The organism is Streptomyces sp. NPDC034049 (assembly GCF_055575575.1).
Window position 1 is genome coordinate 508665 of record NZ_JBVISJ010000004.1, and the last position, 13390, is coordinate 522054.

The window sequence follows — 13390 nt, forward strand, 5'->3', positions numbered from 1 at the left end:
ACCGGGGTCGGCAAGCCCGGCCTCGGCGGGTCGAGTCGGCCGGTCTCGGCAGGGTTGGTCAGCTCGTCTCGACCGGGTCGGTGCGCTCGGCCCCGTAAGGCGCCCGGAGTTCGGCCCTGGCAGGGCCCGGGAATCCGGGTCCGGGCGACCTCGCCCGGTCGGGTCCGGGCCGGCCCGCCCCGTCGTTTTCCGGGCGGCCCCGGGCAGGCGGGTTCCGCGGGGCCCGCGCATGCGGACTCGCACACATGCACGATCGGCAAAGGTGGTAGTTGCGTGAAGCTGACGATTCTGGGCGGCGGAGGATTCCGGGTGCCCCTCGTGTACGGGGCGCTCCTCGGGGACCGCGCCGAGGGCCGGGTCACCCATGTCGTCCTGCACGACCTGGACACCGAGCGGCTCTCCGCCGTCACGCGCGTCCTCGCCGAGCAGGCGGCCGACGTCCCCGACGCCCCCGAGGTGACCGCCACCACCGACCTCGACGAGGCCCTCACCGGCGCCGACTTCGTCTTCTCCGCGATCCGCGTCGGCGGCCTGGAGGGCCGCGCGAACGACGAGCGCGTGGCCCTGGCAGAAGGCGTGCTGGGCCAGGAGACCGTCGGCGCGGGCGGCATCGCCTACGGCCTGCGCACGGTCCCGGTCGCCGTCGACATCGCCCGCCGCGTGGCCCGCCTCGCCCCCGACGCCTGGGTCATCAACTTCACCAACCCGGCGGGTCTGGTCACCGAGGCCATGTCCCGCCACCTCGGCGACCGCGTCATCGGCATCTGCGACTCACCCGTCGGCCTCGGCCGCCGGATCGCCCGCGTCCTCGGGGTGACCGACCCCAAGGAGGCCTGGATCGACTACGTCGGCCTCAACCACCTCGGCTGGGTCCGCGGCCTGTACGTCGCCGGCCGCGACGAACTCCCGCGCCTGCTCGCCGACCGCGACCTGCTCGGCTCCTTCGAGGAGGGCAAGCTCTTCGGCGTCGACTGGCTCCAGTCCCTCGGCGCGATCCCCAACGAGTACCTGCACTACTACTACTTCAACCGCGAGGCCGTCCGCGCCTACCAGGCCGTCGAGAAGACCCGCGGCGCCTTCCTCAAGGAGCAGCAGGCCCAGTTCTACGAGGAGATGCGCCGCCCCGACGCCCACGCCCTCAAGGCCTGGGACCGCACCCGCGCCGAGCGCGAGGCCACCTACATGGCGGAGAACCGGGAGACCGCCGGCGCCGGCGAACGCGACGCCGACGACCTCTCCGGCGGCTACGAGAAGGTCGCCCTCGCCCTGATGCGGGCCATCGCCCGCGACGAGCGCACCACCCTCATCCTCAACGTCCGCAACAAGGGCACCCTCTCGACCCTCGACACCGAGGCCGTCATCGAGGTGCCCTGCCTGGTCGACGCCAACGGCGCCCACCCGGTCCACGTCTCCCCCCTGCCCGACCACGCCACCGGCCTGGTCTGCGCGGTCAAGGCGGTCGAGCGCGAGGTCCTGGCGGCGGCCGAGGCGGGTTCCCGGACGACCGCGGTGAAGGCCTTCGCCCTGCACCCTCTGGTGGACTCGGTGAACGTGGCCCGCCGTCTGGTCGAGGGCTACACGGCCGTGCACCCTGGCCTGGACTACCTGAAGTAGGCTCCCGCCCAGAAAGCGCTTTCCGGAGCCGTCCCCCGTACCACCCGCTCCCGCACGACCCTCTCTGGAGACCTCTCATGCATGACGAACGCCGCCGGATCGAGGAACGCGTAGAGCGCGTCCACACCCAACGTGTCAAGCCCGCCGTCTACGCGGCCTCCGTGCCCTTCGAGGTCGAGGCCTGGCAGGCGCCGGGCGAGCCGGTCCCCTTCGAGGAGGCCGCGGCCGCCTCGTACACCCCGTTCGCGATGGACACCCCCTGGGGCCCGCCGTGGGGCACCACCTGGTTCCGGATGCGCGGACAGGTCCCCGCCACATGGGCGGGCCGCCGCGTCGAGGCCGTCATCGACCTCGGGTTCGTCGGCGACTGGCCCGGCAACCAGGCCGAGGCCCTGGTCCACCTCGCCGACGGCACCCCGCTGAAGGCGGTCAACCCGCTCAACCAGTACGTCCCGATCGGCAACCCCGTACGCGGCGGCGAGAGCGTCGACTACCTGGTCGAGGCCGCCTCCAACCCCGACATCCTCGCCGACAACTTCTCGAAGATCACCCCGCTCGGCGACATCCTCACCGCCGGCGACAAGCCGCTCTACACCTTCCGGCGCGCCGACATCGCCGTCCTCGACGAGGAGGTCTTCCACCTCGACCTGGACCTCCAGGTGCTGCGCGAGCTGATGGTCCACCTCGGCGAGCACGAGCCCCGCCGCCACGAGATCCTGCACGCCCTGGACCGCGCCATGGACGCCGTCGACCTCGACGACGTCTCCGGCAGCGCCACCGCCGTCCGCGAGATCCTCGCCCCGGTCCTCGCCAAGCCCGCCCACGCCAGCGCCCACACCATCTCCGGTGTCGGCCACGCCCACATCGACTCCGCCTGGCTCTGGCCCATCCGCGAGACCAAGCGCAAGACCTCCCGCACCTTCTCCAACGTCACCGCGCTGGCCGACGAGTACGAGGACTTCATCTTCGCCTGCTCCCAGGCCGTGCAGTACGAGTGGGTGCGCGACAACTACCCGCAGGTGTGGGAGCGGATCAAGAAGGCCGTCGACAAGGGCCAGTGGGTCCCGGTCGGCGGCATGTGGGTCGAGTCCGACGGCAACCTGCCCGGCGGCGAGGCCATCGCCCGCCAACTCGTCCACGGCAAGCGGTTCTTCATCGAGCACTTCGGCATCGAGACCAAGGGCGTCTGGCTGCCGGACTCCTTCGGCTACAACGCCTCCTACCCGCAACTCGCCAAGCTCGCCGGCAACGAGTGGTTCCTCACCCAGAAGATCTCCTGGAACCAGACCAACCGCTTCCCCCACCACACCTTCTGGTGGGAGGGCATCGACGGCACCCGCATCTTCACCCACTTCCCGCCGGTCGACACCTACAACGCCCGCTTCAGCGGCGAGGAGATGGACCGCGCCGTCCGCAACTACCAGGAGAAGGGCGCCGGTACGCGCTCCCTGGCCCCCTTCGGCTGGGGCGACGGCGGCGGCGGCCCCACCCGCGAGATCATGGAACGGGCCCGCCGCCTCGCGGACCTGGAGGGCTCCCCGAAGGTCGTCGTCGAACACCCCGACGAGTTCTTCGCCAAGGCCCGCGCCGAGTACGAGGACGCCCCCGTCTGGAACGGCGAGCTGTACCTGGAGCTGCACCGCGCCACGTACACCTCCCAGGCCCGCACCAAGCAGGGCAACCGCCGCAGCGAGCACCGGCTCCGCGAGGCCGAGCTGTGGGCGACGACGGCCGCGCTCCACGCGCCGGAGTACACCTACCCGTACGAGAAGCTCGACCGCCTCTGGAAGACGGTCCTCCTCCACCAGTTCCACGACATCCTGCCGGGCTCCTCGATCGCCTGGGTGCACCGCGAGGCCGAGGCGGAGTACGCCCGGGTGGCGAAGGAACTGGAGGAGCTGACGGCGCAGGCGGTCGCGGCGCTCGGCGCGGGCGACGCACGGGTGTTCAACACCAGCCCCCGCGACCGTGCCGAGGTGGTCCGCACCTCCACGGGCGCCCCGGCCTACGTGACGGTGCCCGCGAACGGCAGCGCGCCCCTCGCGCCCGCCGAGGCCCCGCACCCCGTCACCGTCTCCGGCCGCGTCCTCGACAACGGCCTGGTCCGGGTGGAGATCGCCGAGGACGGCACCCTCGCCTCCGTGCGCGACCTGCGTGCCGACCGCGAGGTGCTCGGCGACACGGGCAACCTGCTCCGCCTGCACACCGACCTCCCGAACTACTGGGACGCCTGGGACGTCGACAAGCACTACAGGAACCGCTACACCGACCTGCTGGAGCCCGAGTCGATCACCGTGGTCGAGGAGGACCCCCTGCTCGGCGCGATCCGCGTGGAGCGGTCCTTCGGCAAGGGCTCCCGCATCACCCAGACGATCACCCTGCGCGCCGGCAGCCCCCGGATCGACTTCGAGACGGACATCGACTGGCACGAGGCCGAGAAGTTCCTCAAGGCCGGTTTCCCGATCGACGTCCGCGCCGCCCACTCCTCCGCCGAGATCCAGTTCGGCCACATCCAGCGCCCCACCCACACCAACACCAGCTGGGAGGCGGCCCGCTTCGAGGTCTCCGGCCACCGCTGGGTGCACGTCGGCGAACCCGGCTACGGCGTCGCGGTCATCAACGACTCGACGTACGGCCACGACGTCTCCCGCACGGTCCGCGAGGACGGCGGTACGACCACCACGGTCCGCCTCAGCCTGGTCCGCGCCCCGCGCATCCCGGATCCCGAGGCCGACCAGGGCAAGCACCGCTTCACCTACTCGCTCCTGCCCGGCGCGAGCATCGAGGACGCGGTCGCCGAGGGCTACGCCCTCAACCTGCCGCTGCGCGTCGCGGACGCGGCGGGCGCCCCCGAGCCGGTCGTGTCCGTCGACGGCGACGGTGTGACCGTCGAGGCGGTCAAGCTCGCCGACGACGCCTCGGGCGACGTCGTGGTCCGGATCTACGAGTCGAGCGGCGGCCGGGCCCGGGGCGTTCTGCGCACCGGATTCCCGCTGGCCGGGGCCCAGATCACCGACCTGCTGGAACGCCCCCTGTCGGAGGCGGCCACGGACGGCGACGGCGTCCCGGTGACGCTGCGCCCGTTCGAGGTGCAGACCCTGCGGCTGGCGGTGGGGAAGCGGTGACCCCGCGTCCCGGGAAGCATCAAGGCTGAACGCCGTCCCCGCGCCCCTGTGGAAGGGCCGCAGGCCTTTCAGGGGCGCGGGGAACTGCGCGAGAAGCCCCACCGGACCCGCAGGTGGGGATCGAAGGGGCACAGCCCCTGGTGGCTCAGACGGCGAGGGGCCGGTCCGCGGCGGTCGGCTTGCACGCCACCGGCGGCGCGACAGCCACCGGCCGCGCATCCACCGCAACGGCCACCTCGGCAACCGCCACCTCGGCCACCGGCACCTCGGCCACCTGGTGCGGCAACGCCACCGGCCGCACCGGCCGCGGCCCCGACACCACCGTGTAGTCCTGCCCCAGCCGCGTCGGCAGCACATCCCCCGGCTCCTCGCCGAGCGCCAACCGCACAGCGGCCCACGGCGCGTTGATCCCGCACAGCGCCAGCTGGTGCAGCCCGCCCGCCGGGCGCGTGTTGATGTCCATGAGGACCGGCTCGTCGCCGTACATCCGGAACTGGATGTTGGTCAGGTAGTGCAGCCCGAACCGCTCCGCGATCCGCCGCGCCGGCTCGATCCACGCCGGGTGGAGCGTGAACCCGCGCCGCCGGCCGTTCTTGGTGCGGCCCACGGCCATCCGGACCCGTCCGTCGGGGCCGGTGAGGCAGTCGACGGACACCTCCGGCTGCTCCAGCCGCGGCATCACCATCCAGTCGACCGGCTCCTCGGCCGCCCGTACCGCCTCCACGACCATGTCGAGCTGGACGTACGGGCTCGGGAAGCCACTGAGATGTTCGAGCGAGAAGGGGGTGCGCGTGACGACACGGAAGCCCACCCCGCCCGCACCGGACGCCGGCTTGAAGCACGCCCTGTGCCCGTCGGCCTCCAACTCCTCTACGGCGGCGATCAGTTCGTCGGCGTCGGTGACCCGGAACCACGGCGGGACCGGCACCCCGTGCTCCCGGACCGCCTCGTACGCGGTCACCTTGTCCTCGAAGACCTCGATGGCCGAGGCGGTCGGCGCCAGCAGGGCCGTCCCGACGGCGGCGAACTCCTCGCGGTGCGCGGCGAGGGCCGCCTGGTGCAGCCGGGGCACGAACACGTCGATACCGCGCTTGGCGCACTGGTCGAGCGCGTACTCCACGTACGCGGCGGGGGAGAGGCCCTCGGGCTCCAGGTCGGCGGTGTCGGCGGCGGCCAGGACGGGGGAGTCGGCGTCGCCGTGCGTGGCATGGATCTCCACCGGACGAGCGTGCGGATTATGCCGCAGCTGATCCATGAAGAAGACATTCTCCGCGTACGTGCGGTTGAGCCAGACGCGTACGCGAGAGACCATGCAGGCCGCCTTTCCAGGGTTCGCGGGCAGGGCGAAGCAGGCCGTGCCCGGCCAGGGGGGATGGAGGTACGCCGAACCGCCGTACGCGAAGGAGGGGCGTGGCGGTGGTGTAGGACGGATCATACGGCCACCGGGGCCCATGTTTCTGTCACGCGCGTGTTAATCCTTGTGGGGCGGGCGCGCCGGGAGCCGTCCGCCCCCGCGCGGCCGGCCGGTCTTGTCCACGGGCGCGCACCTGTGTTCTCGTGTTGATGTTCGGTGTTCGGAAGGGAGCACGGGTGGAGTCGAGGGTCGGCCGTCACGGAAATCTGCTGGCCGTCAGTGATCTGCACATCGGCTATCTGGAGAACCGAGCCCTGGTCGAGCGGATGCGCCCCGAGACCGACGACGACTGGCTGCTCGTCGCCGGTGACGTCTCCGAGAAGGTCGCCGACATCCGCTGGGCGCTCAGCACCCTCGCCGACCGCTTCGCCAAGGTCGTCTGGGTGCCCGGCAACCACGAACTGTGGACCCACCCCAGCGAGACCGTCCCCCACAAGGGCGTCGAACGGTACGACCATCTCGTCGCCCTCTGCCGTGAGCTGGGCGTCGTCACCCCCGAGGACCCGTACCCCCTCTGGGAGGGCCCCGGCGGCCCGGTGGTGATCGCGCCGCTGTTCCTGCTGTACGACTACTCCTTCCTGCCCGAGGGATGCGCCACCAAGGCGGCGGGACTCGCCTACGCGCACGGCACCGGGATCGTCTGCACCGACGAGCACGTGCTGTACCCCGACCCGTACCCGAGCCGTGAGGCCTGGTGCCACGCCCGTGTCGCGGAGACCGAACGCAGGCTCGCCGAACTGCCGGCCGAGCTGCCGAAGGTGCTGGTCAACCACTACCCGCTGGACCGGCACCCCACGGACGTCCTGTGGTACCCCGAGTTCGCCATGTGGTGCGGCACGGAGCTGACCGCCGACTGGCACCGGCGGTTCAACGTCGAGGTCATGGTCTACGGCCATCTGCACATCCCGCGGACCACCTGGCTGGACGGGGTCCGCTTCGAAGAGGTGTCCGTGGGATACCCCCGCGAGTGGCGACCGCGCCCGGAACCCCCGGGCAGGCTGCGCCGCATTCTGCCGATGGAGGTCGGAGCCGGTGATCGAGGAACTGCTCCCGGGAGCGGTCGTGGTCGTGGAGGCGCACGCCCATGAAGCGGCCGCCGCCGTCGAGGGGATCGAGCTGTACCCCGAGGAGGAGGCGGTCGTGGCCCGGGCGGTGGAGAAGCGGCGCCGCGAGTTCACCCTCGTCCGTGCCTGCGCCCGGCGGGCCATGGAGAAGCTCGGGGTCGCCCCACGGGCGATCGTGCCCGGCGAGCGCGGCGCCCCCGGCTGGCCGGACGGACTGACCGGCAGCATGACCCACTGCGAGGGGTACGCCGCCGCCGCGCTGGTCCGCGCCGTCGACCTCGCCTCCCTCGGTATCGACGCCGAACCCCACGACGTCCTGCCCGAGGGCGTCCTGACGGCGATCGCCCTGCCCGCCGAGGAGACACGGCTGCGCCGGCTGACCGCCGACCACCCCGCGGTCCACTGGGACCGGCTGCTCTTCAGCGCCAAGGAGTCCGTCTACAAGGCGTGGTTCCCGCTCACCCGGCGGTGGCTGGACTTCTCGGAGGCCGACATCGAGCTGACCGTCGGCCCCGACGGCCGCTCCGGCGCGCTGCGCGCCCGACTCCTCGTCCCCGGACCGGTGGTGGACGGCCGTCGCGTCGACACCTTCGACGGGCGCTGGACCGTCCGGGGCGGGCTGCTGGCGACGGCGGTCCCGGTCCCCTTTCCCGCAGCGGACGAGGACGCCGGATGACCACCCTCACCTACACCGAACTGCACCGACAGGTCGCATCCGACATCGACGCGGAGATCGTCGGCGCCCTGGAGAGCCTCGGGCCGTCGACCGCGGCGGTCCGAAGATCCCTATCCGGGCTGCTGGGCCATCAGCAGATGAAATACCCGCTGTCCGTGCTCCCCCTCCTCGTGCACGCCTGTGAGACCGGCGTCCCCGGACCGGCCGTCCCCCTGTCGGCCGTGCACGTCCTGTGGTGGACCTCCGCCTGCTACCTCGACGACCTGGCCGACGGCCACGGCGCGCACACCCCCGCCGGACTCGGCACGGACGAGGCACTGCTGGCCTCCGTCCTCAGCGGACAGGCCCTGCCCATCAGGGTCGTTCAGGCCCAGCCGGTGCCGGACGCGGTGCGCAACGCCCTCACCCGGGAGATCGTCGACTGCTGGATCGACGCCGTGGAGGGCCAGCTGCGCGATCTGCGCGGCGACCCGGCGAACGCCTCCCGCGACGCGGTCGTGGCCGCCTATCGCGGCAAGTCCGGCGCCCCCTTCGCAATGATCACGGCCATGGCCGCGATCCTCTCCGGCGCGGGCACCGAACGGACCGAACTCTGGCGGGAGTTCGGCGATGTCTTCGGGATCCTCTGGCAGCTCTTCAACGACCAGGAGGACCTGCTCTCCGGCCGCGACGAGGACCTGCGCAACGGCACGGTCACCTATCTCCTCGCCTGCGCCCTGGAGGAGACGTCCCCCGGATCCAGGGCACGGGTCGCGGAACTCGGGCGTGCCGCGCGCGACTCCGCACCGGCCCGCGCCCGGCTCCGCGCGACTCTCCTCGCCCCCGCCGTGCTCCGGCGCTTCGAGAAGGACCTCACGGCGTTCCGCGACGACGCGCACCGCGTCCTCGACGAACTGGGCGGCGACGAGACCTACCTCCCGGCCCTGCGACAACTGGTCGACCAGGCCGCCGGGATGTACCTGACCGAGGGCCTGCTTTAGAAAAGCCGCGGTTCCGCCGGAGGAGACCCGGCGGACCGCCCCGCCCGCGCGCTCACACCTCCGGGCACCAGCTCCTCAGCAGTGCGAAGAACTCCTCCTCGTTGCCCGAGAGGCCCGCCGCCGCCAGCGCCTGCTCCGCCTCGGCGAGCGCGGCGGGCGGCACCACGGGTGGTCGGCGGGACTCCAAAGGCCCGTCGAACGCTGCTCGCACGGTTCCCAGCAGCCGCAGATAGGCCTGAACGGCGGCGCGCTCGCGGTCGGTCAGTACGGCGGTCGGCATCGAACGGCTCTCCCCTGGTCGGATCGGCGAAACTCCGTGCCCGCCCCGGCACACGGGCGGCACCCTCCCAGCTTGCCGTCCACCACTGACAATCCCGCTCTCCCGCGCGCGGAAGTCGCCCTAGGAGCCCGCTAGGAGCCCGCTCCCAGCACCGTCCTGCGCTCATCCTCCGTCAGCGGCGGTTCCGTCAAAGGGGGTTTGACCGGGCCGCGCAGCACCGCGAGGACCACCTCGGGGCGGACGAGGGCGCCGATCGGCGCGGTGAGGGTGACCACGCCGAGGTACGGCCTGAAGACCAGGGGGCGGCCCAGCGCCGTCCGCATCAGCCGCTCCACGTAACGCCCGAAGAGCCTCTGCACCGCGTTCGGCCGCTTCCCGATGGCCTCCGGGTAACGGATGTCGGTGCCCGTGGCCAGCTCCCACGCCAGGGTCACCGGCGTCGCCACGGCCTTCTGCACCCGGCGCGCCAGCCCCGGCGCCGTGAGGCCCAACGCGGCGACCTTCTCCCGCAGCACGAGGGCGCTCTGCGCGGCGACCGACATGCCGTGGCCGTATATCGGGTTGTACGTGGCGACCGAGTCGCCGATCGCGACGAAGCCGTCGGGCCAGCCGGAGACCTTCTCGAAGAAGCGGCGCCGGTTGATCGTGCTGCGGGTGACCACGACGTCCGTCAGGGGCTCGGCGCGGGAGATCAGCTCGCCCACCACCGGGTGCCGGACGTTCCGCGCGAACGCCTCGAACTCCTCGGTCTGCGCGGTCGGTTGGCCCCCGCGGGTGCCCGACACCGTCACCAGCCAGCGCCCGCCCTCGATGGGCACCAGCGTCGCGCTCTGCCCCGGCACGGGCTGCGACCCGTCCGGCTGCACATTGACCACCGGGTACTCCTCGGTGCCCGCCGGCGCCCGGAAGATCCGGCTCGCGTACACGAGTCCGGAGTCGACCTCGTCCATCGGCGCGGGCGCCACCCCGAGCGCGTCCAGCCAGGCCGTGCCCCGCGAACCGCGCCCGGCGGCGTCCACCACCAGATCGGCCGTGAGCACCCGTTCCTCGCCGTCGGCGGAGGAGACCCGGACGCCCGTGACCCGGGAGGCGTCGCCCGCGAGGCCGAGGATCTCGGTGCGCTCCAGCACCGTGACGCGGTCGTCGGCGACGAGCCGGGCGCGGACGACCGACTCCAGCAGATCGCGGCTGCACGCGATCATGAACTCCATCTCCGGCCAGCGGCGCAACCAGCCCTGCGGCGACAGGGCCACCAGCCCGGTCGGCAACGGGATGCGCCGGGCGCCGGCCGCCAGCCAGGCGTCGGTGACCCCGGGCAGCAGCTCCTCCATCGCCCGGGCCCCGCCGGACCAGAGCAGATGGGCGTGCCGGGCCTGGGGCACGCCCTTGCGGGGCTCCGGGCCCTCGGGCAGCGCGTCGCGTTCGACGACGGTGACCTCGGCGTGGTCGCGCAGCGCGGCGGCGGCCAGCAGGCCGGCCAGGCCCGCGCCGACGACGACGGCACGCCGGGGAGTCGTGACCGCGGTGTCGCGCGGGCCGCTAACGGGTTCTCTCATGGAAGTCGCTTCCTGACCTGGTCGCGGCGGCCCATTCGCGGGCGGCCGCTACGACGGGTGACTGACGCAGGGCGATGGACATCCGTACGAGGTCACGGGGGTTCTCGGCCGGCGGGGCGGGGGCGTCGGCCGTGGCCGAGCTGATGACCCGGCCCTCCGGGTCGTCCGCCTTCGCCCGCACCGCCGCCGTCACCATCGCCGCGTCGGCCTCGGCCCGCGCCTGGACGGGCTCCGAACCCGACGCGACGGCCGCGTCGTACGCCTTGGCCCGCACCGTCGCGTCGAAGTACGGGTACAGGCTGAGCATGCCGTCGTGGATGTCGGACTCGCGCTGGGTCATCTGCAGCCGGGCCGGCGCCCACCAGGAGATCCGCACCTCGTGGCTCGCCTGGGCCCAGACGGGGCGCAGCTCCCGCCACAGCGGGCCGAGCCGGCGGTACATGGACCACACCGTCCAGGAGTCGCCGAGGCGCTCTCCGGCCAGCGGCAGACAGAAGCCGACCGCGCAGACCTGCGCACCGACGGACGACAGCACGGGCGCGACGTACGTGCTCAGGTAGTCCAGGTCGCCGCCCTGCCAGCGGGCCACCACGGCGATCAGCTTGACCCCCGCGAACGGGACGTTGAGCAGGAATCCGAACGCGATGATCAGCAGCCCGGCGCGCAGCCATCCACGGACCTGGAGCGCCCAGCGCCAGCACATCACGTTCATCGCGAGACCCGCGACCATGAACCCGGTCAGGTACAGCACGATCATCTCGCGAAGGAACGGGGCGCCCGCGTAGTACGTGTCGAAGTCCCGCACCCGCTCCACGGGGGCGTCGCCGAGCACGAACAGCGCCACGATCGCCGCGCACACCGCGCCGTACCCGGCGATCCAGCGGCGCGAGAGGCGGCGGGTCGTCTCCGGCGGGCCGCCGCGCCAGTTGGTGATCAGCACCAGACAGGAGCCGCTGAACGCGCTCAGCAGCAGATAGACCACGGCGGCCGAGACGTTGGTGACGCCGGTGACGCGGTTGAGTTCGATGATCGTCGGCGGCGCGGCGAAGCAGAAGACCAGGGCGGCCAGCGTCATCAGCGCGCACACGGATCTGATCAGCGGATCGCCCCAGTTCCGCAGCAGCGCGGGCGTCTTGAGGGCGAGCGCGATCGTCATCGCGACGGCCGGAATGTAGTAGCTGGACCCGTCCATGTCTTCGGCGTTCTCGGCCTTCTCGGCGTTCTCGGCGTCTCGGCGTTCCGGGGCCGCTCAGCCCTGCGGCCCGCGGTAGCCGAGCGAGGCCCCGATGCGGCCCGCCAGGTGGTCGCGGCGCACCGGCCCGCGCAGTGCCGAACCAGCCAGCCACATACGGCACTTGCTGGCCAGCAGCAGTCCGAAGCTCTCGGCGTCCTGCTCGTCGGACAGGTCGAAACGGGTCCGGGCGGCGACCCTCAGCACGGTCTCCCGCAGATCGGCGTCCTGGCTCAATAAGCGCGCGGCGACGGCGGCACCGTCCACGTGCTGCCCGCAGTGCCCGGCCTGCATGTGCCACAGCTCGTGACCGAGGATCACCAACTGGTGGTCGGGCGCAGTGCGTTCCTCGATGACGACCAGGTCCTGTTCGGCCATGTCCAGCCACAGCCCGCTGGCCGTACCGGGTGGGAAGGCGGCGGTGCGGTAGTGGACGGGGCGGCCGCGGCGTCTGCTCATGGCGTCGCACAGGGCGCTGTAGAGGTCGGCGGGGTCCGCCGGTGCCGGCAGGGTGAGTTCGCCGACCAACTCGCCGCACAGACGGCGCATTTCCTTTCCGATGCCCACAGATCTCCCCCGGTCAGGACTCGGGCCGCTTGACGCTCTCCAGCAGCATGTCCAACCACTCCGCGACCTTGTCGCGGTGCTGGTCGGTGGGCAGCTGCGCCGCCCGCCAGGCGATGGAACGCACACCGTGGTTCTGGAGCAGCCGCTGCAACGGGTCGTCGGCTGCCTCGGCCGCCGCGCGCTCGCGGTCGGCGAGCTGCTGGAGGAGCTCCTGCTCGGTCCGCATCAGGGCGCTCGCCAGCGCCTCGGGATCCTCGGCGGTGAGGAAACCGGCGTGCACTCTGAAGAAGCGCTGGATGGCGTCGCAGTGCTCCATCGTCGGGCGCCGGTCACCGTTGATCAGGGCGCCCGCCTGCTGGCGCGACATCCCCGCGCCGTCGGCGATCTCCTGCTGGGTGTACTTGCGGCCGTTGGGCTTGAGCCGGGTGCGTCGCAGCAGGTCCAGGCGCTGCAGAAAGCGGGCCTGGACGTCCGGCTCACCGGCGCGCCGACCACTCAGCAGGGCCTTCACGACCGCCTCCGGCACACCCGAGGCCACCGAGAGCCGCCGGGTGTCGAAGACCTCCGCGTGCCCCACGCGCAACTTGTCCGCCAGCGCGGTGACACGGGCCACGACGGCCGGCAGCAGAACCGTCGCCGCGGCGTCCGGAACCTCGAAGCCATCCGTCACCGACAGATCTCCTACGTCTCTCTCAGGCCAATTTCGCGGTACTGCGGAATCCGTGGATCCAAGCCTGGCGCGAGACCCTGGTCCCGGCAAGTACACCGTGAACTGCGGGGAGACTAGCGGTTCCGTCGAACTCACATCCAGGTCTCGCCACAACTGTGGCGAGATTCAGCCGTCAACCGTCGTCGAATGCCACGATAGTTGACACGCCTCCGC

11 protein-coding genes are annotated in these 13390 nt (G+C 72.2%); 5 read left to right on the forward strand and 6 right to left on the reverse strand.

Annotated features, from left to right (window positions below):
* Positions 1-273 precede the first annotated feature (273 nt).
* Together ACZ52C_RS15480 and ACZ52C_RS15485 are read left to right on the forward strand one after the other, a co-directional pair.
* Positions 274-1614 (forward strand): 6-phospho-beta-glucosidase, encoded by a 1341-nt coding sequence (locus ACZ52C_RS15480; protein ID WP_469075197.1) that lies wholly within the window; start codon positions 274-276, stop codon positions 1612-1614.
* 77 nt (positions 1615-1691) lie between these two features.
* Entirely contained in the window at positions 1692-4739 is a 3048-nt protein-coding gene (locus ACZ52C_RS15485) for an alpha-mannosidase (RefSeq protein WP_469075198.1), read from the forward strand.
* A gap of 145 nt (positions 4740-4884) precedes the next feature.
* Here ACZ52C_RS15485 and ACZ52C_RS15490 read toward each other — a convergent pair whose 3' ends face one another.
* On the reverse strand, positions 4885-6051 hold the full coding sequence (locus ACZ52C_RS15490; RefSeq protein ID WP_469075199.1) for an ATP-grasp domain-containing protein: 1167 nt from the start codon (positions 6049-6051) through the stop codon (positions 4885-4887).
* Positions 6052-6329: 278 nt separating this feature from the next.
* Here ACZ52C_RS15490 and ACZ52C_RS15495 point away from each other — a divergent pair, with 278 nt between their 5' ends.
* Genes ACZ52C_RS15495 through ACZ52C_RS15505 form a run of 3 tightly spaced genes read left to right on the forward strand, consistent with a single transcriptional unit; the run spans position 6330 to position 8873 of the window.
* Positions 6330-7241, forward strand: a complete 912-nt coding sequence (locus tag ACZ52C_RS15495; protein WP_469075200.1) for a metallophosphoesterase family protein — start codon at positions 6330-6332, stop codon at positions 7239-7241.
* A complete protein-coding gene (locus tag ACZ52C_RS15500) occupies positions 7186-7893 on the forward strand; it encodes a 4'-phosphopantetheinyl transferase family protein (RefSeq protein WP_469075201.1) in 708 nt (235 codons plus the stop codon). The genes ACZ52C_RS15495 and ACZ52C_RS15500 overlap by 56 nt, the downstream gene beginning before the upstream one ends.
* Positions 7890-8873 carry a polyprenyl synthetase family protein gene (locus tag ACZ52C_RS15505; RefSeq protein WP_469075202.1) on the forward strand — a complete coding sequence of 328 codons (984 nt, stop codon included), beginning with the start codon at positions 7890-7892 and terminating at the stop codon, positions 8871-8873. The genes ACZ52C_RS15500 and ACZ52C_RS15505 overlap by 4 nt, the downstream gene beginning before the upstream one ends.
* A 52-nt stretch (positions 8874-8925) precedes the next feature.
* Here ACZ52C_RS15505 and ACZ52C_RS15510 read toward each other — a convergent pair whose 3' ends face one another.
* The 5 genes from ACZ52C_RS15510 to ACZ52C_RS15530 form a co-directional block, all read right to left on the reverse strand.
* Positions 8926-9153, reverse strand: coding sequence for a hypothetical protein (locus ACZ52C_RS15510; RefSeq protein ID WP_319115789.1), 228 nt, complete (start codon positions 9151-9153; stop codon positions 8926-8928).
* Positions 9154-9284: 131 nt separating this feature from the next.
* On the reverse strand, positions 9285-10709 hold the full coding sequence (locus ACZ52C_RS15515; protein WP_469075203.1) for an FAD-dependent monooxygenase: 1425 nt from the start codon (positions 10707-10709) through the stop codon (positions 9285-9287).
* Positions 10693-11901 carry an MAB_1171c family putative transporter gene (locus ACZ52C_RS15520; protein WP_469075204.1) on the reverse strand — a complete coding sequence of 403 codons (1209 nt, stop codon included), beginning with the start codon at positions 11899-11901 and terminating at the stop codon, positions 10693-10695. Before ACZ52C_RS15520 ends, ACZ52C_RS15515 begins: the two co-directional genes overlap by 17 nt.
* Positions 11902-11958: 57 nt before the next feature.
* Complete coding sequence (locus ACZ52C_RS15525; protein WP_060882672.1) at positions 11959-12489, reverse strand: hypothetical protein; 531 nt, start codon at positions 12487-12489, stop codon at positions 11959-11961.
* Positions 12490-12520: 31 nt separating this feature from the next.
* On the reverse strand, positions 12521-13177 hold the full coding sequence (locus tag ACZ52C_RS15530; protein ID WP_045556747.1) for a helix-turn-helix domain-containing protein: 657 nt from the start codon (positions 13175-13177) through the stop codon (positions 12521-12523).
* Positions 13178-13390 lie beyond the last annotated feature (213 nt).